The 24082-nt window shown below is 61.6% G+C and carries 20 protein-coding genes; 12 read left to right on the top strand and 8 right to left on the bottom strand.

The window, feature by feature from the left end; translation table 11 throughout:
- Positions 1–17: 17 nt before the first annotated feature.
- Genes ACR0IR_RS16490 through ACR0IR_RS16475 form a run of 4 tightly spaced genes read right to left on the bottom strand, consistent with a single transcriptional unit; the run spans position 18 to position 3934 of the window.
- Positions 18–674, bottom strand: coding sequence for an ABC-type transport auxiliary lipoprotein family protein (locus ACR0IR_RS16490; protein ID WP_170365932.1), 657 nt, complete (start codon positions 672–674; stop codon positions 18–20).
- The gene (locus ACR0IR_RS16485; RefSeq protein WP_170365930.1) at positions 671–1987 is read right to left on the bottom strand and encodes an MlaD family protein; all 1317 of its coding nucleotides are present in this window, start codon (positions 1985–1987) and stop codon (positions 671–673) included. The genes ACR0IR_RS16490 and ACR0IR_RS16485 overlap by 4 nt, the downstream gene beginning before the upstream one ends.
- Positions 1988–1992: 5 nt before the next feature.
- A complete protein-coding gene (locus ACR0IR_RS16480) occupies positions 1993–2808 on the bottom strand; it encodes an ABC transporter ATP-binding protein (protein WP_170341340.1) in 816 nt (271 codons plus the stop codon).
- A gap of 1 nt (position 2809) precedes the next feature.
- Complete coding sequence (locus tag ACR0IR_RS16475) at positions 2810–3934, bottom strand: ABC transporter permease (RefSeq protein ID WP_170365929.1); 1125 nt, start codon at positions 3932–3934, stop codon at positions 2810–2812.
- Positions 3935–4131: 197 nt separating this feature from the next.
- Here ACR0IR_RS16475 and ACR0IR_RS16470 point away from each other — a divergent pair, with 197 nt between their 5' ends.
- The 12 genes from ACR0IR_RS16470 to ACR0IR_RS16415 all read left to right on the top strand — a co-directional run bounded on the left by ACR0IR_RS16470 (position 4132) and on the right by ACR0IR_RS16415 (position 19356).
- A complete protein-coding gene (locus tag ACR0IR_RS16470; RefSeq protein ID WP_170365928.1) occupies positions 4132–5667 on the top strand; it encodes a sulfatase-like hydrolase/transferase in 1536 nt (511 codons plus the stop codon).
- A 220-nt stretch (positions 5668–5887) separates the two neighbouring features.
- On the top strand, positions 5888–7573 hold the full coding sequence (gene aspT / locus ACR0IR_RS16465; RefSeq protein ID WP_170365926.1) for an aspartate-alanine antiporter: 1686 nt from the start codon (positions 5888–5890) through the stop codon (positions 7571–7573).
- 19 nt (positions 7574–7592) lie between these two features.
- The gene (locus ACR0IR_RS16460) at positions 7593–9209 is read left to right on the top strand and encodes a bifunctional aspartate transaminase/aspartate 4-decarboxylase (RefSeq protein WP_170365924.1); all 1617 of its coding nucleotides are present in this window, start codon (positions 7593–7595) and stop codon (positions 9207–9209) included.
- A 116-nt stretch (positions 9210–9325) separates the two neighbouring features.
- Positions 9326–10306, top strand: coding sequence for a biotin synthase BioB (gene bioB / locus ACR0IR_RS16455; protein WP_170365922.1), 981 nt, complete (start codon positions 9326–9328; stop codon positions 10304–10306).
- A complete protein-coding gene (locus ACR0IR_RS16450; protein ID WP_170365920.1) occupies positions 10303–11433 on the top strand; it encodes an 8-amino-7-oxononanoate synthase in 1131 nt (376 codons plus the stop codon). Before bioB ends, ACR0IR_RS16450 begins: the two co-directional genes overlap by 4 nt.
- Entirely contained in the window at positions 11430–12050 is a 621-nt protein-coding gene (bioD, locus tag ACR0IR_RS16445; RefSeq protein WP_170365918.1) for a dethiobiotin synthase, read from the top strand. Before ACR0IR_RS16450 ends, bioD begins: the two co-directional genes overlap by 4 nt.
- Positions 12047–13333 carry an adenosylmethionine--8-amino-7-oxononanoate transaminase gene (gene bioA, locus ACR0IR_RS16440; RefSeq protein WP_170365917.1) on the top strand — a complete coding sequence of 429 codons (1287 nt, stop codon included), beginning with the start codon at positions 12047–12049 and terminating at the stop codon, positions 13331–13333. Before bioD ends, bioA begins: the two co-directional genes overlap by 4 nt.
- The gene (locus ACR0IR_RS16435; RefSeq protein ID WP_170365915.1) at positions 13330–13947 is read left to right on the top strand and encodes a pimeloyl-ACP methyl esterase BioG family protein; all 618 of its coding nucleotides are present in this window, start codon (positions 13330–13332) and stop codon (positions 13945–13947) included. The genes bioA and ACR0IR_RS16435 overlap by 4 nt, the downstream gene beginning before the upstream one ends.
- Positions 13944–14702 carry a methyltransferase domain-containing protein gene (locus ACR0IR_RS16430; protein ID WP_170365913.1) on the top strand — a complete coding sequence of 253 codons (759 nt, stop codon included), beginning with the start codon at positions 13944–13946 and terminating at the stop codon, positions 14700–14702. Before ACR0IR_RS16435 ends, ACR0IR_RS16430 begins: the two co-directional genes overlap by 4 nt.
- Before the next feature lie 107 nt (positions 14703–14809).
- The gene (locus ACR0IR_RS16425; protein WP_437342621.1) at positions 14810–16675 is read left to right on the top strand and encodes a PAS-domain containing protein; all 1866 of its coding nucleotides are present in this window, start codon (positions 14810–14812) and stop codon (positions 16673–16675) included.
- Positions 16675–17376, top strand: a complete 702-nt coding sequence (locus ACR0IR_RS16420; RefSeq protein WP_170341365.1) for a response regulator transcription factor — start codon at positions 16675–16677, stop codon at positions 17374–17376. Before ACR0IR_RS16425 ends, ACR0IR_RS16420 begins: the two co-directional genes overlap by 1 nt.
- A gap of 213 nt (positions 17377–17589) precedes the next feature.
- The gene (locus tag ACR0IR_RS16415) at positions 17590–19356 is read left to right on the top strand and encodes an ABC transporter ATP-binding protein (RefSeq protein ID WP_170365910.1); all 1767 of its coding nucleotides are present in this window, start codon (positions 17590–17592) and stop codon (positions 19354–19356) included.
- Here the strand turns inward: ACR0IR_RS16415 and ACR0IR_RS16410 are convergent, their stop codons facing one another.
- The 4 genes from ACR0IR_RS16410 to ACR0IR_RS16395 are packed head-to-tail and all read right to left on the bottom strand — an operon-like array spanning position 19357 to position 24038.
- Positions 19357–20667 carry an HlyD family type I secretion periplasmic adaptor subunit gene (locus ACR0IR_RS16410; protein ID WP_170365908.1) on the bottom strand — a complete coding sequence of 437 codons (1311 nt, stop codon included), beginning with the start codon at positions 20665–20667 and terminating at the stop codon, positions 19357–19359. It abuts the gene before it with no gap.
- On the bottom strand, positions 20651–21784 hold the full coding sequence (locus ACR0IR_RS16405; protein WP_480779145.1) for an ATP-binding cassette domain-containing protein: 1134 nt from the start codon (positions 21782–21784) through the stop codon (positions 20651–20653). The genes ACR0IR_RS16410 and ACR0IR_RS16405 overlap by 17 nt, the downstream gene beginning before the upstream one ends.
- Positions 21778–22797 carry an ABC transporter transmembrane domain-containing protein gene (locus tag ACR0IR_RS16400; RefSeq protein WP_480779144.1) on the bottom strand — a complete coding sequence of 340 codons (1020 nt, stop codon included), beginning with the start codon at positions 22795–22797 and terminating at the stop codon, positions 21778–21780. The genes ACR0IR_RS16405 and ACR0IR_RS16400 overlap by 7 nt, the downstream gene beginning before the upstream one ends.
- Positions 22794–24038, bottom strand: coding sequence for a TolC family protein (locus ACR0IR_RS16395; RefSeq protein ID WP_170365905.1), 1245 nt, complete (start codon positions 24036–24038; stop codon positions 22794–22796). Before ACR0IR_RS16395 ends, ACR0IR_RS16400 begins: the two co-directional genes overlap by 4 nt.
- Between the last annotated feature and the right edge of the window lie 44 nt (positions 24039–24082).

Below are 24082 nucleotides of genomic sequence, written 5' to 3'. Positions count from 1 at the left end.
AGGGTGGGCAATCCGTGTCAGTTCAACGACGGGCGCGGATTGTTGGCAGCGTGCGAATGAATCTTCCGCACGCTCCACTCAACTGCGTCTCGCATGGTTTTGCCCAATGCGGTGTCAAAAGCGGTAACAAGATCCGGCGTCTCGTCGCTGGTCGAGACAACGGCTTCCTGGAACGAGCTTGAAGCGATGATCTTGTCTTCGAACTCGTCGATGATCTTGATGTTCATTCGCACTTCGATTTTTACGGTTTTCGAGTTTTCGGTTTCTCCGACGACAATCCCTTGAAACTCGCGCAGGTCCGGAACGATGACGTAGTCGGCGCGCAGGCCGACCGTGGAACGACCCACGGCGGCGACGCGACCGCTGTTTTCAAAGCTTTCGACCATCAACGCCTGAACGATCAAAGGTGCTCGGTCCACCCACCGGGCACGCGGCAGATACTGGACCTGCAGGGGCGTCGGCTGCACGGCAATCTGGTCGGTGTTCACCGCAGCGGTCGCAGTGGGTTCCTGGATGACGATCTGTTTCTGCACCCGGGGCAAAGACTGCGAGAACGTGCTCTTGGGGGTCAGCAGATACAGGTCGTTCGGTTTCGAGGCCTGTTTCAACGTGCCAAGACCGGCACATCCGCCCAGCGTCGTGATTGCAAGGGTCAGAAGAAGGGGCCTGATCATTGACGGAACTCCGATGCTTGGGTGCCCAGAAGGAAACGCGCGGGATCGCGCTCGACCTTGTCGACAAGACGGTCCAGACTGATGACAAGGCGTTGGGATTCTTCCACGAAACGAACGAATTGTGGCAGTCCGACCCGCAGGAAGTCTGAAACCTGCCGGCGGTTTTGTTGAACGATGCCGTCGATCGTTCCCAACAGGTCCGATGCCGATTGCGACGCGCTCAGAACGTCCGCTGAAATCTGGTCGATCTTGTCGGTCACGTTCGTTACCGTTTCGGCCACTTTGGTGGCGGCGTTTCGGATGTCATCAACAACCTGAGCGACATCTTCGTCCATCACGCGATTGGCCGAGTCGAACGCGCGTTCTGCGGATGCCAGAGTTCCTTTCGCCGTATCCATGGCCGAGGTCACCGAGTCGAGCGTTTGGTTGGCGTTTGCAAACGTGTTGTTCACCGTTGCCATTGTGACCGCGGCTTCATCCGACAACCCCATCAGGCGGTCCGCGAGTTGCGACCCGCGCTCGATGAAGGGGCGGACGTCGTCTTCGATGACCGTGTTTGCCGTGGCCAGCGTCTGGTTCGCGCTGTCCAGTGCGGTTTTTGCCGATTCCGAGGCCGTTTTGATGCTGTTCAGCGTATCAGTTCCGGTGGTCAGCGTGGTTTCTGCGGTATCGGCCAACTGATCCAGGCGTTTGGTGAAGGCCCCGATGTCCTTTGCCGCGCCGCCCAGATCGCTGGACAGGGATTCAAAATCGTTCAGGGTCTTGTCCAAGCGGCCCGAGGCCGAAGCCAGGTTGTCGAGGATATCCGACACGGCCTTGCGATTGTTGTCATCCACCACTGCGTTCAGGTTCTCCAGCAAGGTCACCGCCTCGTCCAGGACCTTGGGTGCGCCTTCGAACAGGGATTGGATGGCGCTGCGCTTGCTTTTGATGACACTGTTCTGCGGCAACCTCTCGGCATCGGGCGAACCGCCCGACAGCTCGACATAGCTGACGCCGGTCACCCCCAGTGACTGCAACTGCGCGATCGTGTCCGTGGTCACCGGAATGTCTGCATCAACCTCAAGCCGGACCCTTACTTTGGACGGATCATCGTCATCCAGGTCCAGCGAAATCACCTGTCCCACGGGCAGACCGTTGTAGCTGACGCCACCGGCGGCTGACAGGCCCGACACGTTGTCGAACAGCACGTCATAGTAAGCGTATTGGCGCGTGACTTCGAACTTGGCCAGCCACAGGAAGAAACCGAACGCGCTGAGGATGCCCGCCAGTGTAAACGCGCCGATCAGGATATAGTTCGCCCGGGTTTCCATCGCCTCTACCTGTCCTGCCCCTTCTGTTGCGCCGCGCGGGCCCGGGGGCCAGTGAAGTACTCCTGCACCCAAGGGTGGTCGACCTTGGTCATGTCTTCAATCGGACCTTCCACTAGCACGCGCTTTTCTGCAAGAACCGCAACGCGGTCGCAGATCGCGTACAGGCTGTCCAGGTCATGTGTTACCATGAAAACGGTCAATCCCAAGGCCTGTTGCAATTCTCCGATCAATTCGTCGTAGGCCGCGGCGCCGATGGGATCCAGCCCGGCGGTGGGCTCGTCCAGAAACACGATCTCGGGGTCCAATGCCAATGCTCGGGCCAGCGCGGCCCGCTTGCGCATTCCGCCTGACAGCTCTGACGGGAACTTGCCGCAACTCAGCTGTGGCAGCCCCACAAGGCTGATCTTGAGGCTGCCGAGCGCCCGCATCAAGCTCTCGCTCAGACCGGTGTGTTCGCGCAACGGGGCCATGACATTCTGAAGCACGGTCAGCGAGGAAAACAGTGCCCCGTCCTGAAAGGCGACGCCCCAGCGTTTCTCGATGCGGCGTCGGTCGGCCTCGGGGCCGTTCAGCACGTCGACACCCAAAACTTCGATACTGCCTGCCGCCGGTTTGTTCAGCCCGACGATGGTGCGCAGAAGGACGGACTTGCCGGTCCCGGACCCCCCGACAATGCCCAGCACTTCGCCGCGCCAGACATCCAGGTTCAGGTCGTCATGCACCACCTGCGGACCGAACTGGTTGCGCAGATTGCGCACACGGATCACCGCTTCGCGCTGCGCGTCCAGCTTGGCGGTCGATGTCTGAGCGGATCCATCCATGTCAGACACCGATCTCGGAGAAGAAAATGGAAAACAGCGCGTCGATGGCAATGACCATGAAAATCGACTGAACAACCGACGCGGTGGTGCGTTGGCCGACGCTTTGGGCGGAACCCTTGACCTGCATTGCCTGCCAACAGGCGATCACCCCGATGACCATGGCAAAGAAAGGCGCCTTGATCAGCCCAACCGCCAGATGCCAGACGCTGGTGTTTTCCTTCAGGCGCGTAATGAACATTCCGGGGCTGACGCCCAGATCGATCCAGCTCATCAGGGCGCCGCCAAAAAGGCCTGCGATGTCGGCCACGAAGCCCAGGATCGGCAGCATGATAAGCAGTGCAAGAACCCGTGGTATGACGAGCACCTCGATCGGGTCCAGACCCAATGTGCGCATGGCGTCGATTTCTTCCTGCACTTTCATCGAGCCGATCGAGGCCGTGAAGGCCGAGCCGGATCGACCAGCCACGATGATGGCGGTCAGCAGGATACCCAGCTCGCGCAATACCGAGATCGAGATCAGCTCGACCACGAAAATTTCCGCGCCGAACTGTTTCAACTGGGTGGCCCCCTGAAAAGCCAGCACCACGCCGATCAGAAACCCCATCAGCGCCACGATGGGCAGGGCCTTGAACCCGGTTTCCTCCATCTGCGACACGACCGCCGCGCGGCGCAGGCGCCACGGCATGATCATCGTGCGGCCCAGCCGGTGCAGGGTCAGGCCCAGAAAGCCGAGAATCGACATGGTGTCGCGCCCGGCGCCCACCGTTGATTGGCCCAGGCTCTCAAGCCATGGCATGAATCCTTTTGGTGGGGCCTCGGCGGGAATGTCCTTGGGAATGTTCTCCGAGACGGTTTCCAGCAGCGCGGAATGTGCCGGTTTCAACCCGTCGAAAGCCACGGTCGCCCCTATGGCTGCGCAGCGGTTTTTCAGGTCCGCGATCAGCCACGCGCCGCCGGTGTCCAGCGCATCGATTTCGGACATGTCGACCGTCACATGCGCCGCATCCGGGCGGGTGGCGCGAAAGGCATCTTCGACGGCGCTCAACGACTGTGTCAGCATTTCGCCAGACACAATCACGCGCGCTGTTCCGCCTTCCTGTTCGACTGCGATCGAGGGTTTCGTCATGCCGGTATCAGACGGGAAACCGTTCCGGGCCGCAATGGCTTTGTTCAACCGGGCGGCGATTTGGGTGCGGGGGTTACCGGTTTGCACGGCCCGGGTCGCCCAAGAGGCGAGAATTGGCGCAAAACCGGTTGCCTGCCCGTGGGAACCCCGACACAGTCCGCACCGTCGAACACCAGTTTTCCAATGGGAATCACGGCATGAGCCAAGCAGGAAATGTTCTTTTCATCATCATCGACCAATTGCGGGCCGATTGTCTGCGCGGCGCTCTGGCTGATCATGTCAACCTGCCCAATCTGCGCGCCTTCATGGACGAGGCCGTTTCGTTCGACCGGCATTTTTCCGTTACCAATCCCTGCGGGCCGTCCCGCGCCTCTATCCTGACCGGGCAATATGCGATGAACCATCGTTCGGTCCGCAATGGCACGCCGCTGCGCCACGACACGCCAAACATCGCGACCGAGATGCGAAAAGCCGGCTATCTGCCGATGCTGTTCGGCTATACGGACACCTCGGCCGATCCTCGGGTTCATCATCCGAATGATCCGTCGGTGAAGACCTACGAAAACCCGATGCACGGGTTTCATGAAGTACTCGAAATGCGCCTTGAGGAGTCCTATCCTTGGCGGTCCTACTTGATGCGCCGGGGATACGAGTTTGAAGACTACTGGGATCTATACAAGCCGGTTTCGCCGGATGGGTCGGCCCCAAAATTGAATGACCCGGCCCTCTACACGGCCGAGGACAGCGACACCGCATTTCTGACCAACGGATTTCTGGACGGAATTGCCGCCTATCGGAACTCGGGATGGTTCGCGCATTTGACGTATATCCGACCGCATCCGCCACTGGTGGCGCCCGCGCCCTACAACCGGATGTACGATCCCAACGCGTTGCCTTTGCCAAACCGTCTGCCCAGCCCCGAGGACGAAAAGGCCGTGCACCCGTTCTTTGGACCCGCTCTGGCCTCGAATACACCAAAAGACTGCGTGCAAGGTTTTGCCGAGGTGGAGCCGATGGATGAGAACATTCAGACCCTGCGGGCCGTCTATCTTGGATTGGCAACCGAGGTTGACCATCATATCGGCCGGGTCATCCGCTTTCTCAAGGACAGCGGCCAGTACGATGACACGCTGGTGGTGATCACCGCGGATCACGGCGAGATGTTGGGCGATCATTATTCCTGGGGCAAAATGTCGGTGTATGACGCGGCTTACCACACGCCGCTGATCATTCGCCTGCCCGGCAACACTCAGATGGCCGGCCAGCGCGTCGAAGTGCCGACCGAGTCAATTGATGTCGCACCCACGATCCTGGATTGGGTTGGGCAAGAGATACCGAACTCGATGGATGGTCGATCCTTGTTGCCGCTGCTGCGTGGTGCCGTGCCACAGGACTGGCGCCGGTATTCCTTCAGTGAGCTGGACTTTGCCGATCCACTGACGCCCACTCAGTTTCAGCGTGATCTTGGAACGGGTCACAGCAACTCGTGTCTGGGCATCCTACGTGACGAGCGCTTTACCCTGGTCGAGTTCGCAGCTGACCTGCCGCCGTTGTTGTTCGACCACCACGGTCGGGGCGAGGCCGAGAGTGTCGCCGCAAACCCTGAATACGCAGCTGATTTGGCGCGGCTTGGTCGTGAAATGCTGCGCCACCGTATGCGGAACATGGATCATTCCCTGTCCCTGCATTCCGTGACATCGCAGGGGCCGAAATCAGTGCGCAGGTTCGATTGATCCAGGCGGTTGCCGACGATTTTCCAGATCTGTGCCGCCGCTGGCGGACACAGTTCCGCGCAGCCCCGGCGCCAAACAAATTCAGATAATTCAATGGACAAACGGTTTCCGTGGGGTATCGTGACCTTGGAAATTCCTGCGCTGATCGCACCCGTCCGGGCCTCCGGACAGCTGACGTTCAGGGTGGACTGAGCGACGCAACAAACCCGAAAGGCGCAGTATGGTCGATTGGCTGGTGAATATCCTGCAAACCTATCCGGAACTGGCTGTCTTCCTCGCCATCGGCATCGGGTTTTTGGTCGGACCAATCAAGGTCATGGGGTTCAGTCTGGGTTCGGTCACGGGCACCCTGTTGGCGGCCGTCGTGATCGGGCAGGCACAGATCAGTATCGATTCAGCGGTGAAGTCCACCTTCTTCATCCTGTTCATCTTCGCAGTTGGTTACGGCGTTGGGCCGCAGTTCATTCGCGGCCTCAAGGTTGACGGCGCGCGCGAGGTGCTTTTTGCGCTGAGCGTCCTCGCCTTGTGTCTGATCGTGCCGGTCGTGTCGGCCAAGATCGCCGGGCTCGAGCTTGGCTACGCCGCGGGCCTGTATGCCGGCTCGCAAACGATTTCTGCGGCGATCGGAGTGGCGACCGACCAGATCAACCAGTTGGGTTTGTCGGCCGAGCAGGCCAAAACCTATTCCAACCAGATCCCGGTTGCCTATGCGGTGACATATATCTACGGCACGATCGGGTCGGCGATCATTCTGGCCAAGATCGGCCCGCGCCTGATCGGTGTTGACCTGGTGGCCGCCTGCAAGGAATACGAGGCCAAGCTGAGTGGCGGCGAGGATGTCGAGACCGGTGGCGGCATCGTTTCGGCCTATCGCGCGATCGAGGCGCGCGCCTTTGAGATTCCCGAAAGCAGCGAATTGCTCGGCCAGCCGGTCAAGGATCTGTTGCCGGGCGTCCGCGTCTATGCCGAACGCCTCAGCCGAGGTGGCAAGATCGTCGAGGTTGACGCGGACACGGTGCTGCAAGCGGGTGATGTCGTGATGTTCTCAGGCCGCCGCGGTGATCTTGTCGGAGCGCTCGAGCCCAGCCTCAAGGAAGCCGATGCGCCCGAACTGCTGAGCATCCCATCGGAAAAACTGGACGTTTTGATCACAAGCAAGGACGTGCACGGCAAGACATTGGATGAGCTCAGCAAGATGCCTCAGGCACGTGGCGTGTATGTGTCGAAGCTGACGCGCAACATGATTGATCTGCCGCTGCTGCCGGGCACGGTTCTGCATCGCGGTGACATTCTGACCATTCTGGGCAGCAAGCGCCATGTCGAGGCGGCCATTGCCGAAATCGGGTACGCCGACCGGCCCGTTGACACGACCGATCTGGCCTTTGTGGGCTGGGGCATTTTCATCGGGGGTGTCATCGGCACGCTTGCAATTACAATGGGCGGTTTTCCAATCAGCCTGTCCACCACTGGTGGCGCGTTGCTGGCCGGGCTGCTGCTGGGGTGGTTGCGCACCGTTCACCCGACCTTCGGTCGCATTCCCGCACCGTCGCTGTGGTTGATGAATACGCTGGGCCTGAATGTCTTCATCGCGGTCATCGGGATATCGGCCGGGCCCGGTTTCGTGGCCGGTTTGCAGCAGGCGGGTATCGCGCTGTTGTTATGGGGCATTGTGGCCACGTCCTTGCCGATGATTTTCTCAGTTTATGTCGGGCATTACGTATTCAAGTTCCACCCTGCCATCCTGTTTGGCGCCTGCGCGGGCGCCCGCACAACGACGGCTGCGCTCGGCATGATCCAGGAGGCCGCGCAAAGCCGGATTCCGGCCTTGGGCTACGGCATGCCCTACGCGATCGGAAACACCCTGCTGACGATATTCGGGATGGTCGTCGTTTTGATCCTCAGTTGATTTGGAAAGGTCTTGAGTCATGGACAGATTGAAGCTGCACGATTACGAAGCCCTCAGCCCCTTTCAGATCAAGGACGAACTGATCAAGCTGGCCTCGGTCGAGGCGCGCAAATCCAACAGCGCCTTTTTGAATGCCGGCCGGGGCAATCCCAATTGGGTCGCCACCCGCCCGCGTGAAGCGTTCTTTGCGCTTGGCCAGTTTGCCGTGACCGAGTCGCGCCGCGTCATGAATCATTCGGCGGGTCTGGGGGGGATGCCGGCAATGGCAGGTTGCCATGACCGTCTGTTGGAGTGGGGCAAGGCAAATTCCGAGATGCCGGGCGCCGACACGCTTTTGGATGTAGTCGACCACGCCATCCGGGCCTTTGGTTTCGACGCCGACGAATTCGTGCACGAGCTGACGGACTCGATCATCGGCGACAACTACCCTGTTCCCGACCGTATTCTGAAACACAACGCCGCCATCGCCCACGAATACCTGATGTGGGCCATGTGTGCCGGGCACCGTCCCGATGCGCAGTTCGACCTGTTTGCGGTGGAAGGCGGCACGGCGGCCATGTGCTATATCTTCAAATCGCTCAAGGCCAATCGGCTGCTGAACCCGGGCGACACGATTGCCCTGTGCACGCCGATCTTTACGCCCTATCTCGAGATGCCCGAACTTGAGGATTACAGCCTCGAGTCCGTTCACGTTGAAACGGACGAGGAAGATGGGTTCCAACTGACCGATGCTGCAGTCGAAAAGCTGAAGGACCCCAAGGTCAAGGCCTTCTTTCTGGTCAATCCGGGCAATCCGTCTTCGGTGGCCCTCAGCGATGCTTCTCTGCGCAAACTCGCGGATCTGGTCGAGAACCACAGGCCGGACCTGATTGTCCTGACCGATGATGTGTACGGCACTTTCGTACATGATTTCACCTCGGTCATGGGCTACATGCCCCGCAACACGATCGGCGTTTATTCCTATTCGAAATATTTCGGCTGCACCGGTTGGCGGCTCGGCGTGATCGCCGTCGCGCAGGATAATATCTTTGACGAAAAGCTCGCCGCGCATTCGGCCGAGATCAAGCAGAAGCTCGACAAGCGTTACGGCACGCTCAGCCTGCACCCCAGCGAAATCAAATTCGTCGACAGGCTCGTGGCCGACAGCCGGGATGTGGCCCTGAACCACACCGCCGGATTGTCCCTGCCGCAGCAGGTCATGATGACACTGTTCTCGCTTTGCGAGCTGGCCGACACAAAGAAAGCCTATCAGACCGCCTGTATCGAATTGGTGCATCGACGGTTCCACCTGCTGACCGAAGCCTTGGGGATCGAGGTCCAGCCGGGCGATCACTACGATGCCTACTACGGCATCATCGACTTCGAATTCTGGCTGCGCAAATACGTCGGCGAAGAGGTTGTGGACTGGATCAAGAAGAACGTCCACCCGTTGGACATCGCGTTCAAACTGGCCGAGGACTACGGGATCGTGCTGCTGAACGGCAGCGGTTTCGATGCGCCGAACTGGTCCGCGCGGGTGTCTTTCGCCAATTTGCCGGACGAGGCATACACCCAGATCGGCCGCGCCGTCCGTTCGGTCGCGCGCGGTTATGTTCAGGCCTATCGGGCGGCGAACAACAAGCCACTTCACGGTTGAATCACCGTTAGCGGTCACGGTCATTTTCTGCGCCTGTGACATCGCGGATGTTGCGTTTTTCGGCTTTATTGATAAACCCGGGTAAATCTGAATCATCGGGAAAAATTATCTATAAAATGTCGGCTACATCGAACACCTGGACCCGCGAAACCGCTCAGGCCATCTATGACCTGCCGCTGATGGATCTTCTGTATCGGGCGCAGACCGTACATCGCGAGAATTTTGACCCCAACAAGGTGCAGATGTCGCGGCTTCTTTCGATCAAGACCGGCGGCTGCGCCGAGGATTGCGCCTATTGCTCGCAATCCGCGCGCAACGGCTCCAAGCTGAGCGCCTCGAAACTGATTGAGGTCGAGCGCGTTCTGGCCGAGGCCCGCAAGGCGCGCGACTCTGGCTCGACCCGGTTCTGCATGGGTGCTGCCTGGCGCGAGCCCAAGGCGCGCGACATGGATGCGCTGGTGGCGATGATTCAGGGCGTCAAGGCGATGGGCATGGAGACCTGTATGACGCTGGGCATGCTGGACGACACCCAGGTGGTGCAGCTGCGCGATGCTGGGCTGGATTACTACAACCACAACATCGACACGTCCGAGCGTTACTACCCCGAGGTCATCACCACCCGCACCTTTGCCGACCGAATCGACACGCTGAACCGCGTGCGCGAGGCGGGGATGAAGGTCTGCTCGGGCGGCATTCTGGGCATGGGCGAAAATGGCGAGGACCGGATCGACATGCTGGTGACGCTGGCCAACCTGCCCGAGGCGCCGGACTCGGTTCCGATCAACATGCTGATGCCGCAGGCCGACACCCCGTTGGCTGACGCCAAGCCGATCGACCCGATCGATTTCGTGCGCATCATCGCGCTGGCGCGGATCATGATGCCGAAATCCCATGTCCGCCTGTCCGCTGGCCGCAGCGACATGAGCGACGAGATGCAGGCCATGTGCTTCTTTGCCGGTGCCAACTCGATCTTTGCCGGCGACACGCTGCTGACCGCCGAAAACCCCGAGGAAAGCAAGGACGCGATCCTGTTCGCCAAGCTGGGCATCCAGCCGATGGAGGCGGAGTCCCAGGCCCGCGTGGACGCGGCCGAATGACAGCGACCGCAAGGCTGGGCAATGCGCTGAAGGTGCTGGAAACGCGCCATCGGCTGCGCAGGCTTGCGCCCCGCACGGGGCTGGATTTCGCGTCCAACGACTATCTGGGTCTGGCCGGGTCCGACGTTCTGAAACGTGCGGCGCAGGACGCGCTGGACCGGTGCGTTCCGCTGGGCTCGGGCGGGTCGCGCCTGCTGCGCGGCAACCACCCCGAGCATGAGGCGCTGGAAGCCGAGGCCGCCGCCTTTTTCGGCGCCGAGGCGGCGCTGTACATGGGCGGCGGGTTTCAGGCCAATCAAGCCATTTTCTCGACCCTGCCCGCCGCTGGGGATCTGATCCTGCATGACGAGTTGGTCCATGCCAGCGCGCATGAAGGGATGCGCCTGAGCAGGGCCGAGGCCCGTGGCTTTGCGCACAATGACATTTCGGCGGCACGCGCGGTGTTGGCCGACTGGCGTACGCAAGGCGGCACGGGCCAGGTCTGGATCGCGGTCGAAAGCGTCTATTCGATGGAGGGCGATCTGGCCCCGTTGATCGCCCTGGCCGAACTGGCCCGGGCCGAGCAGGCAGTGCTGGTGGTGGACGAGGCCCACGCCACGGGCGTCTTCGGCCCGAACGGGCAGGGGCTGGCCCATGGGTTGAACGCTGAGACGTTGACCCTTCACACCTGCGGCAAGGGGCTGGGCGCCAGCGGCGGGCTGATCTGCGGACCGCGTGAAATGATCGACACCCTGATCAACCGGGCGCGGCCGTTCATCTTTGCGACGGCCCCGTCGCCGTTGGACGCCGCAATCGTGCGGGGCGCGCTGCAGGCCGTCGGACAGGACCCGGGCCTGACATTGGCCGCGCGCGACCGGATGGCCCATGCCCATGCCGAGGCCGCGCGTTTGTGCGGTCTGACCGGATTTCACAGCCAGATCGTGCCCGTCATCGTGGGCGAGGACGCGGCCACGATGGATCGCGCGGCGAAACTCCAGCAGCTGGGGTTTGACGTGCGCGGAATCCGCCCGCCCACCGTGCCGCGCGGCAGCTCGCGGCTGCGGGTCTCGATCACCGGCAACGTGGACGCACAGGACATTACGGCGGTGTTTCAGGCCATCGCCGAACAACAGGCAGGACCCGCATGACCACAGTGATCGTGACCGGAACCGACACCGGCGTTGGCAAGACCGTGTTTTCCGCCGGGCTGACCGCGGCCTTGGGTGCGCAATACTGGAAGCCCGTGCAATCGGGGCTTGAGGAAGAGACCGACAGCCAGATCGTGGCGCGCCTGTCCGGCCAACCGGTCCTGCCCGAGGCCTATCTGCTGGATCTGCCCGCCTCGCCGCACCTGTCGGCCGAGGCCGAGGGGGTCGAGATCGACCTCGATCGGCTGACCCTGCCGCAGACCGATGGCCCGCTGGTGGTCGAAGGGGCAGGGGGCGTCATGGTGCCTTTGACCCGGCAGGCCTATTACCTTGACCTGTTTGCCCGCTGGCAGGCGCCGGTGATCCTGGTGGCCCGGACGGCCCTGGGCACGATCAACCACACGACCCTGTCTCTGATGGCGCTGCGTGACGCCGGCTGCACGGTGGTCGGCGTGGCCTTTATCGGGGACCCCGAGCCCGAGGTCGAACAGACCATCATCCAGATGTCGCAGGTACCCCACCTGGGACGCCTCGGACGGATCGAGAACCTGACACCGGACACCCTGCGCCACGCCTTCGAGACGATCGACATGGACACGATCCGAGGTGCCCTGTGACCCCGCTGGAATTTGACGCCCGCCACCTGTGGCACCCCTACACGAACGTGGCCGACCCGGGCCCCATGCACCTGATCGACCGGGCCGAGGGCGTGTATCTGTACCGCGAGGACGGAGTGAAGATGATCGACGCCATGTCCTCGTGGTGGTGCGCCATCCATGGCCACCGCCACCCGGCGATCACCGCCGCCATGCAGCAACAGCTGGACCGGATGCCCCATGTCATGTTCGGAGGCCTGACCCACCGGCCCGCCATTGATCTGGGCCGCAAGATGGTGGCCCTGCTGCCCGAGGGGCTGGACCGGATCTTTTATTGCGACAGCGGCTCGGTCTCGATCGAGGTGGCGATGAAGATGGCGGTGCAGTTCCAGATGGCCCATGGCCGCACCGACAAGGTCGAGTTCGCCACGATCCGCGGCGGCTATCACGGCGACACCTGGAAGGCGATGAGCGTCTGCGACCCCGTCAACGGCATGCACGGGCTGTTCCGCGGCGCGCTGTCGATCCAGCATTTTTTGCCGCGCCCCTCGGTACGTCTGGGCGACGATTGGCCCGAGGACCCGTCGCAGAACGGGCTCGACGCTCTGGAACAGTTGCTGCGGGACAAGGCGCACCGGCTGGCTGCGCTGGTGCTTGAACCGGTCGTGCAGGGCGCGGGCGGCATGTATTTCTATCACCCCGAGTTTCTGCGCCGGGCCAAAGCTCTGTGTCAGGCCCACAATGTTCTGGTGATCTTCGATGAAATCGCCACGGGTTTCGGCCGCACCGGAGAGTTGTTTGCCGCCACCCATGCGGAGGTGACACCGGACATCATCTGCCTGGGCAAGGCGCTGACGGGGGGACATGTCTCTTTCGCTGCGACCGTGACCACCGAACAGGTGGCTTATGGCATCGGCAACAGCGAGGCCGGCGTGTTCATGCACGGCCCCACCTACATGGCCAATCCGCTGGCCTGCGCTGCCGGCATCGCCAGTCTGGGGCTGCTGGAAGACGGCGGTTGGCAGGCCCGCGTGCGGGCCATTGAGACGCAGATGAAGGCCGAACTGGAGCCGGCGCGTGGCCTGCCCGGCGTCGCCGATGTGCGGGTGCTGGGCGCCATCGGCGTGATCGAGATGGAGCACACGGTCGATCCGCGCATCGCGCATCGGCGGGCGCCGGAAACCGGTGTCTGGCTGCGTCCCTTCGCGCGCAACATCTACTGTATGCCGCCCTATGTGATCTCGGGCGACGAACTGAGCCGGGTGACCGCGGCCATGGTCGAACTGGCGCGAGGCGAAGCATGAGGCGGCATTGGCTGACCCGTGACGGAGGAGCGCAGTTGACGCTGGTGTTCGGCGGGTGGGCGCTGGGGCCTGCGCCGTTTGCGCGCTTGTCCGGGGCGGCGGATGTTCTGGTGGTGGACGACTATCGCAGCCTCGACGACGCGCTGCCCGAAACCGGCGGCTATGATACGGTCCGGCTGCTGGCCTATTCCTTCGGGGTCGCTTCGGCCGCGCATTGGCTGGCGGGTCACGGGCTGACCTGCGCGCGCCGGGTTGCGGTCAACGGCACGCTGTTTCCGGCGGATGCGGACCGGGGCATCGCGCCCGAGACGGTGGTGGCCACGGCCGATGGCCTGAGCGCGGCCAGCTTTGCCCGGTTCTGCCGACGGGCCGGACTGGAAGGCCCCGCGCCCGGGATCAATTTTGCCGCCGCGGCCGAGGAACTGCGGGCCATCGCGGCGCGCGGACCTGCGCCCGATCCCGGGTTCGACCGGGTCTGGATATCCGCGTCGGACCGTATCGTGCCGACGGCCGCGCAGGAAATGGCATGGGGCCAATCGGACGCCGTGCGCCGCATCCCCGGCCCGCACCAGCCTTTCGCGGCGGGGCAGACCTGGGCGGAGTGGTTCGCATGAACGCCCTGCCCACGGACCGCATCCGGCGCAGTTTCAGCCGCAGCTTCGGCAGCTATCACTGCGCCGCTGGCCCACAGGCCCGGATCGCCCGCGCGTTGGCGCAGCGGCTGGTCGATCTCGGGGCGCCCCGCGATTTTGGCACCCTGTTCGAAATCGGCTGCGGAACCGGCCATCTGACTGAGGCGCTGCACCAGCAGTTTTCGTTCGGCCGGTCCACGCTCAACGACCTTATGGCCGAGGCCCGGGAGACTGCGCGGCGATGGGGCGCGGATTTCCTGCCCGGCGATATCCGAAAGGTGACATGGCCCGCGCGGCCGGACCTGATCGCCTCGGCCTCGACGGTCCAATGGCTGGACGATCCGGCGGCCGTGGTTCGCCGCGCCCTGCATCAGGTTGCACCCGGAGGCTGGGTGGCCATTTCGGGATTCGGCCCCGACCAGTACGCCGAGCTGTCCGCGCTGGGGTCAGTTGCCCGCGCGCCCGGCTTGCGTGCCCCCGAGGATCTGGCCGCAGGCATCGGCCCCGAGGTTGAAATCCTCGACCTGTGGCAGGATCGGCAACCGCTGTGGTTCGACACGCCATTGGACGTGCTGCGCCACCTGCGTGAGACCGGGGTGAACGGCCGCGCGGCGCAGGTCTGGACCCGCGCAGACCTGACCGATTTCAGCACGCGCTATCGCGCCGCGTTTTCCGGCCCCGAAGGCGTGCGCCTGACCTATCACCCCGTCTGGATCATCGCCCGCAAACCCGGCTAGGGGCCAACCGGTCGCATCCGGCCCCCCTACACCTGCCCGAAATCTGGTGATAGGCCTGTGCTGACGGGAGGATCGGCTTGGACATTTCCGAACAGCGCATCAAAGAGATGACCACCGCAGGGCTGAACCTGATCGGTCAGGCCCTGTCGATCTATGACGACAAGCTGCGCCTTGTGGTCAGCAACAAGCGCTTTCAGGAAATGTTCGACCTGCCCGAAGCCCTGGTGCAGCCGGGCGCGCTGTTCAGCGACACGATCCATTTTCTGGCCAGCCGGGGCGAATATGGTCGCGATCAATCGGTCGAGGATCTGGTCAGCGTCCGGGTCGAACAGGCCTTGGCGTTCGAGCCGCACTACATGGAGCGCGTGCGCCCCAACGGTCAGGTGATCGCGATCGAGGGTGCACCCCTGCCCACCGGAGGCTGGGTTGCCGTCTATACCGACATCACCAGCACCAAGCGGGTCGAAGAGCTGCTGCGCAGCCGATCCGAGGAACTGTCGGATCAGTTGCTGAGCCATGCCGAAGAGCTTTCGGCCACCAACCGGCAACTGGCCGCCACGATCAGCGCGCTGGAAGAGGCCAAGCGCCAGCTGACCGAGATCGAAGCGCGCACCCGCATGACCACCGAGATGATGCCGGCCCATATCGCGCATCTGGATGCCGAGGGGCGGTACGACTATTCCAACCGGCGGCTCAGTTCGGTCCTGCCGGGGCGGCCGTCGGACATCCTGGGGCTGCACATTTCGCATGCCCTCGGCGCGCACGCCTACGAGCGGGTCCGGCCGCATCTGCAACAGGCCTATGACGGCCAGGCCTCGGTGTTCGAATTCACCGAGGATCAGGATTCGCGCCGCATCCGTGTCTCGTTCACGCCCGATGGCACGGGCGGCGTCTATATCATGTCGGTGGACATCACCGAGGAAACGCAGGCCCGCGTGGCCCTGCAGCAGACCCGACGCCGGGCGATGGCCGCGCAAATGACCAGCGGGCTGGCGCATGATTTCTCGAACCTGCTGACCATCATCCTGGGCATGCAGGCCAAACTGGAAAAGATGGGCCTGCCCGAAGACGCCGCCGAGCTTGTGGCCGCAACCCAGCAGACTGCGCGGCGCGGCGGGCAGCTGCTGAACCGCATCGCGGACATGACCGGCAACCGCACCCCGCAGCCGCAGGCCACCGACATGCGCGGCTTGCTTGAGGATCTGCGGGTGCTGGCCTCGCCTTCGCTCCCGCGTGGCGTGGGGCTGTCGGTGGTCAACACCCTGCCGGACGAGGCGCTGATGCTGGACCCGGGCATGGTTCAGGACGCGTTGTTGAACCTGGTGCTGAACGCCCGCGACGCCTGCGGCAGCAGCGGCCAGATCACCATCAGTGCCCATGCGATCGGCCGGATTTGGGTGGAAATCACCGTATCCGATACCGGCCCGGGGTTTTCGCCCGATGCGCTGGACAAGGCGCTCAACCCGTTTTTCACCACCAAGGGCAGCAAGGGGTCGGGGCTGGGCCTACCGATGGTTTATGACACGGTTAAGCTGGCAGGCGGAGACCTGCAACTGCGCAATACGCCCTCGGGCGCATCCGTAATGCTGCGGCTGCCTTACCGGCCCGCGCCGCCCGTTCAGTCGGGCCTGGCGCTGCTGGTCGAAGACAGCGACGATCTGCGCCACCAGTTCCGCGACATGCTGGTCGATCTGGGTCTGTCGGTGATCGAGGCGACCTCGGCGGATGAAGCGCTGGTCTTGGCCACCAGCCTGGACGACATCTCGCTGATCCTGTCGGACATCCGGTTGGAGGGCGCTGCCACCGGCATTGATCTGATCGAACGGCTTGCTCTGCCAATCCCGGTGATTCTGATGACCTCGTTGCCCTATGATGATCCGCTGCACCGTCAGGCTCTTGCCAAGGCACCGGTCCTGCGCAAACCCTTCACCCGCGCGCAATTGTCCGCGCTGATCCGAACCGAGGCCGCCTGATGACCCAACCCCTGGTGACCATTCTGGACGACGAACCCGAAATCCGCCGGATTCTGACTGAGGCCCTGGAGGATGCCGGGTTTAGAACGCAGAGTTTTGCCCGCGCCCGCGAATTCGAAGCTTCTCTGAAACGAGTCACGCCGGATGTCTGTCTGGTGGACCTGTCGCTGCCCGACACTGACGGGCTGGCGTTGGTGCATCGGCTGGCGCTGGAACAGGGGGCGGCGGTCATCATCATCTCGGGCCGGGCGCAGGTGCAGGACCGGGTAACGGGACTGGAGTTGGGGGCCGATGACTACATCACCAAACCCTTTGACCCGGCCGAGGTGGTGGCCCGCATCCGCGCCCGTCTGCGTGCGCCCAAGGCACAGCAACACCATTCGGATGTGGCCCGGTTCAACGGGTGGACGGCCTATTTCGATCGCTATGTGTTGGAGTCCGATACCGGCGCTGAAACGCCGTTCAGCCATGCCGAAGGCGAAGTATTGCGGTTGTTTCTGGAAAGTCCCAAACGCCTGATCAGCCGCGCGCAGATGCAGGAAACACTGGGTGGCGCGGCCGGTGAAAGCTTTGACAGGGCGATGGACGTGCGTATTTCTCGCCTGCGCACGAAACTTGGTGAAGACCCGAAAAACCCGCGCCTGATCAAGACGATATACGGCGCAGGGTATATCTTTTTGGGGGATGTCGCATGGGATTGACCAATTCCGCGGGCTGGATTTGACCTGCACGACGACGAACCAAACCACTGGTGATGCGCTCTTGTTTCTTGGGCTGCATCTGGAAATCCGGCTGAAGTGACCTTAACTTCTGCCGGCTACACTTTGCGGTGCGGTATTGAAGCGCGTAACTATGGCAGCTTGCAAACTCTGCGCTGACGCGCAAGAAAGCGTCAGCTTGATTTGGAGACCCTTATGATCAGGAAAACCTGGGCCAAGTGGCGATCCGGCCATATCGGTCGGCTGGTGGGCGACAGCCTACGGGCGCAAGGCAAGAAATATGCGGTTGCCATGTTTGCCATGATGATCGTTGCCGCGACCACCGCAGGGACGGCTTGGATGATGGAAAACATCGTCGATGCCATGACGTCGCCTGACATGCGGTCTCAGGTTCATATCATCGCGTCGGCAGTAATCGTGCTGTTCCTGGTCAAGGCGCTGGCATCTTACGTCCAGTCCGTGTTTCTGGCTCGCGCCGGCAACCGCATCATCGCCGAGCAGCAGGAGAAGTTGTACAAAAAACTGCTTCGGCGTGGGGTGGATTTCTTTTCCAAAAGCGAGTCTTCGGACCTTCTGATGCGTGTGACCCGGGGCGCGGGGGCAGCGCGGACGCTGGTCGACGTGATCGTGACTACGTTCGTTCGGGATGCGCTGACGCTCGTGGGTCTCATTTTTGTGATGGTCTACCAGCAGCCTGTGCTTTCGGGGCTATTTTTCATTGTTGGGCCGGTCGCGCTGCTGAGCGTGCGCTATCTTTTGAAAAGCGTCCGCTCGATCATGCAATCCGAGCTCAAATCACTGGCCGAAATCATCCGGGTTCTGCAGGAAACATCGGCCGGGATCAAAATCATCAAGGTCTTCGCACTCGAAGATCGAATGACCGAGCGGATGAACTCGGCCATAAGAAGCGTTGAAAAACGCTCGAACGAAATTGCCAAGCTGCAGTCCATCGCCAGCCCAATGATGGAGTTCCTTGCCGGCGTTGCCGTTGCCGGCGTGTTGGTCGTCAGCACTATGGGAATTGCCGGGACTGAACCGCCGACCGCGGGTCAGCTGATGTCCTTCATCACGGCGCTGCTGATGGCCTACGAGCCGGCCAAGCGGCTGTCCCGGATGCGGGTGACCATCGAATCCACGTTGGTTCCGATCGAGATGATGTTCGAACTGCTGGATCAGGAAGACCCAATGCGCGAAAGCCCGCAACCGCAAGAGCTGCGGTCCGGTCCGGGCGAGGTACGCCTGCGGAACGTCACCTTTGGCTACAGCGGTGGTATGCCGGTGATCAATGGAATGAACCTGACCTTCGAGGCTGGAAAGACAACCGCTCTGGTGGGGCAGTCGGGTGGGGGCAAGTCTACCATCTTCGGCCTCATCATGCGGTTCTACGATCCTGACCAAGGCTATGTCGAGATCGACGGACAGAATTTGCAGGATGTCAGCTTTGCCTCCCTGCGGCGCAAGATTTCTTATGTTGGCCAGGATACGTTTTTGTTCTCCGCGACGGTCATGGAAAACCTGCGATATGCCCGTCCCGATGCGACCGAGGACGAGATTCGCGATGCGGCCAAAGCCGCGCATGCGCATGACTTCATCATGTCGCTGCCCAAGGGATACGACACTGAAGTCGGAGAGAACGGTGCGTTTCTGTCGGGAGGGCAGAAACAGCGGTTGGCCATTGCCCGCGCCATTCTTCGGAAGGCTGAAATTCTGCTGCTCGACGAAGCGACCAGCGCGCTGGATGCCGAGTCCGAGGCTCTGGTGAAGCAGGCGTTGGATAAGTTGACGGAGAACGTGACCACGATCGTCATCGCTCACCGGCTGTCGACCGTGCTTGAGGCAGACAAGATCATGGTTGTTCAGGATGGTCAGGTGATCGAACAGGGCAAGTTGGATGAGTTGATGGAACAGAATGGCAGCTTCCGCCGCCTGTTCGATCAGCAATTCAAGACGCCGGCTGCATAATCAATCCCGCAAAGCCTGGTTCTTTACCTTGAGAACAGGCTGGATGAGGTAGTCGAGAACGGTCTTCCGGCCGGCCAGAATGTCAACTTGTGCGATCATCCCCGGAATGATCTCTACCGCCAAGCCATCGGCGTCCAACAAGGTGCCGCTGGTTCGGATTTCGACGACGAAGACTTCCTCGTCCTGCCGCTCTGACCGTGTAATCGTATCCGCACCGATGCGAACAATTTCACCATCCAGCGCGCCGTATCTGGCAAAATCATAGGCGGTGATCTTGACCTTGACCTGCTGACCCGCGCGCAGGAATGCGATGTCGTCAGGGCGGACATAGGCTTCGACCAGCAGGTTGTCGTCCAGTGGAACGATTTCGACAAGATCCTCGCCGCTGCGGGCCAAACCGCCCAAGGTCGTGCGGTGGATTCGGTTTACGATGCCCCGGACTGGCGCACGAACCTGCGCGCGCGCCGCGCGGTTCTCCAACGCGGGCAGGGCGGGCTCAAGCGCCGCAAGCTGCGCAGTGGCAATGGCAATATCGGTCAGTGCCGCGCTGCGAAACCGGCTTTTGGTAGCCGTGATGCGGTCATCGATTTCACTCAGCCCGGTTTCCAGACGGTTTGCAGCGGCCTCGGCTCTTACCTTGCGCCCCTTCCATTCGGCCTCGCTGCGTCGCAGGGCCAGCAGAGTTGTCGCAGGTTCCATCTTGCGGCGGACCAGAGGCTCCATCAAAGCGCGCTCTTCGGACAGGACCTTGAGTGTTTCTTCTGCAGTGACCCGGTCCACCAACCCCTCTTCCAATTCGCGCTGCCTCTGCTCACGTTGGCGTTCCAGAATGGCGATCTCGTCGGCCAACTCCGATCTTCGGCCGAGATAAAGAGCCGTTTCCGAGCGAACGACGTCCGGTGCTTGTTGCACAAGCTCGGGCTCGAACCGCAAATCGGATCCGTCAATTTCGGCCTGCAATCGCTTAATACGCGCCCTTAGTCCCAATGCCCTTTGCCGCTCGGCGTCCAACTCGCTGCCGACTTGTGTCGCGTCCAATTCCATCAGCAAAGCGTTTTTGTCGACGATCTGACCCTCTTGAACATGAACAGCCTGAAGAACCCCGGGTTCGGTTGCTTCGATCACCTGAACGTCGCCAGACGGCACAACGCGACCGTCCGCGCGGACCACGTCGTCCAATTCGGTGACGAAAGCCCAGACGCCGGCTGTCAGCATGCAGCCCATTATGGCCAGCAGCAAAACCGAACCGCGAAACCCCGAGCCGCCGTTCATCTCGCGGGCCAATGTTGCAAGGTCAGGATGCCGCGACATTCATGTGCCCCCGCGCGTCTTTGGCTCGTTTGGTGAGAACTGACTTGACGGCATCAACGCCCACTTTGCCGTTTTCGATCACGATGACCCGGTCGACCAGTTCCAGCAGACTGGCCCGATGGGTAACGATGACCATAGTCGTATCCGCAGCCGCTGCCTTCAGCCGCTGAATGATGTTCGCCTCGTTCTTGAGATCCATCGCGCTGGTGGGTTCGTCCAGCAACAGGACAGGCGGCTGCCCGATCAATGCCCGGGCTAGGGCGATCGTCTGACGTTGCCCGCCCGAGAGCCCCTCGCCACGTTCGGCCAGCATCAGATCGTACCCGCTGGGATGCCGCGATACAAAGTCTTCGACGCCCGAAATGCGCCCGGCCCGGATCAGATCTTCGTCGCGCGGGCGGATGGCGCCAGCCTCGATGTTCTCGCGGACCGAGCCCGAAAACAGCCAAACATCCTGTAGGACCGACCCAATGTTGCGCCGAAGGTCCCCCGGATCAATCTGGCGGATATCAATCCCATCCAAAAGTACCGAACCGACACGGGGCTGGTACAATCCCAGAAGCAGTCGTGCGATGGTGCTTTTTCCTGATCCGATCCGCCCGAGAATCGCAACTTTTTCCCCCGGTTTGATGTCGAAGGACACGCCTTTCAGTGTGTCCTCATCCTGGTCTGGGTAGGCGAAATACACGTTGTTGAACGTGATACGCCCTTTGAAGTTGGAGCGGCTGATCCAGGTGCGTCCCGACGGCCGCTCACTATCGGCTTGCATCATTGCGTCCAGATTCCGATACGCACTGCGGGCCTGGTTGAACCGGGTAAGGGTTTGTGACAGCTGACCCAACGGTGCCAAAGCCCTTCCGGTCAGCATCACCGAGGCGACCAAAGCGCCCATGCTGGTCAGGCCGTCCGATATCAGAAAAACACCATAAAACACGATCAAGACCTGGGCCGCCTGCTGCGTGAAACCGGTCAGGTTCAAGGCGAATTGAGTGATGGCACGCGACCGAACACTGTTGCCGGATTGTCGTTCGATCGCCTCTTCCCAGCGTCGCCGCATAGTACCGGCCGCAGTTGTCGTCTTGATCGTTTCCAGACCGGCCAGAGTTTCGATCAGCACGGATTGCTTTGACTGGCCATCAAAAAACTGCGTTCCGCCAAGCGGGACAAAAGCGGCTGAATGGCGAGCCCGGCGATCAGCACGACTGGTACGGCGAGAGCTGGGATCAGAACCAGCGGTCCGCCGACCATGTAGATCGTAAGCAAAAACAGACCGATGAACGGCAAATCAACCACCATGACCAGCGTAGCCGACGTAAAGAACTCGCGGAGTGTTTCGAACTCACGCACCGTGTTCGCCATGGCGCCGGTTGATCCGGTTCGGGACTTCATCTGGATATTCAGAAGTTGATCGAAAACACGCCGACCCATCAACATGTCCGCATTCTGTCCTGCCCTGTCGATGAAACTGGCGCGCAGGATCTTCAGCACAAAATCAAAAAACAGCGCGATGCCGACACCGATGGTCAATGCGACCAGAGATTCCACGGCTTCATTTGGCAGAACCCGGTCATAAACGGTCATGATGAAAACCGAGGTTGAAAGCCCCAGAATATTCGTTAGAGCCGCGGCCAGAGCAACCTGCAAGTACGACCACCGATTGGCCACAAGCGCTGATCGGAACCAGTGACGGCTTGGTTGGCTTGGGTTGTTTTTGATTTCCTCGGAGTATGCTCGACGAAACAACATCGCATAGCCGGAATAGACGGCGTCGAGCTGGCATTCATCCATCTCACCAATGCTGTCTCCAAGCTCTGGGTCGTGGATCAACAGACGGCCAGACTTCGAACGGCCATGGTAGACCACTGCCCGCTGGTCCTCGAGCAACAGTATCGCCGGTGCGAGGCTGGGATCAAACTCCGACAGCCGGCGCGGCCCGAAGCCCGCCTGCAATCCATGGTCATGGGCCAGTGCAATCGCGTCCTGCACCTTCAACCCACCAGAGACCGAGGATTGGGCCGCCAAAAGGCTGGCTTTGGTCAATGGTCGGCCAAGCTCTGCCGCCACATGCAGCAGACATGCCTCAAAGTTGGTGAGGGGCAGGGATGTAGGAGGCTGGCTGCTTTGGGTCATGGTCTGTTGCCCCATGTTCTGAGCTGGATGCCGAGCAGATCAATGATGTCGCCCGTAAGGCTGAGCGCGGCGTAGTTCGTTAGGAAGTAATTCTGCTCCGCCAGGATCAGGCGCTCTTGGGTGTTCACATAATCGCGCTGCGCGTCCAGTATTTCGATTAAGCTGCTGCGCCCGATCTGGAATTGCTCTTGAGTGGCGGCAACGCTGTCGGCATTTGCGGCAACTGCGATGCGGGCCTCGCGCAGACGCTGGGCGCCGGCCTTTTGGTCGGATCGAATGAAACCTAGCTCGCGCTGGATTTCCCGAACAAGAGCCTCACGGGCATATTCCGCTTGTTTGACCTGCGCTTCGGCGGCGGCAATTGCAGCCCGCCGTTGACCGGTGCTGTCCAGCTCGTAGTTGACCGAGAGGTCTACGCCGAAATTCGCGTCCCTGCTGTCGTCCTGGTTGGCAAATGCCGAAACCCGCACGTCCGGCTGACGTCGTGCGATTGCGGCAGAGCGGTCTGCCTGTGCCGCCAGAACCGCAGCGTCTGCGCGTCGAACCTGCGGGCTGTCCATCACGATGTCGGCGTCGCTTCTCGCCAGGTTGGGCGCTGGGACAGGGGGATCCAGTTTGCCTGGTGGGGTCCCAAACACCTCTTGGAATCGCGCATTGGCACGATCAGCCTGAGCCCGGGCATCCGCCAACTTGGTCCTGGCATCCGCGACCCGAGAACGCGCCGTCAGAACGTCGGCCGCGGAACCGGCCCCTTGCGCGGCGCGGTCGGAGATCTGTTTCTCGATCTCCTCATGGCGGCGGACGTTTTCCCAAGCGATTTCAACGATTTTCCGCCGGTCGATGACCAACACATAGGTTTCAATTGCGGCAAGGGCCGTCGCGGCTGCGGTTTGAAGCTGATCGCCGCGGCTTTCGAGGATACGGGCCCGCGCCGCTGCCAAGTCTCCGGCGGCAGCTCCCCCGTCGTATACAAGCTGTGAAACCCGCAGATATGGCGATACATCCGCAATATCCGAGTCCACCCGTTCCGATCGGGCATTCACGCCAAGTGACACCTGCGGAAGAAAGGCTCCTTCTGCCGCGTCCATATCGGCAAAGGCGGCGTTAACCCCGGTCTCGCTCTGTGCCAGGTTCGGGCTTGTTTCTACCGCGCGCCGTATTCTCTGGCCGAATGAACTGCGAGTCAGATGGCCCGACGGCTTTGTCGCGCCAGCGCCCGTTGATCCTTCTGAAAATGCCATCTCAATCGGGGCAAGATCCGGAACCGGCTCACAAGCCGCAGTGA

The organism is Ruegeria sp. CF2 (genome assembly GCF_056537385.1).
Note: the sequence above shows the minus strand (reverse complement) of the source record. Positions and strands in the feature narration are given on the sequence as shown.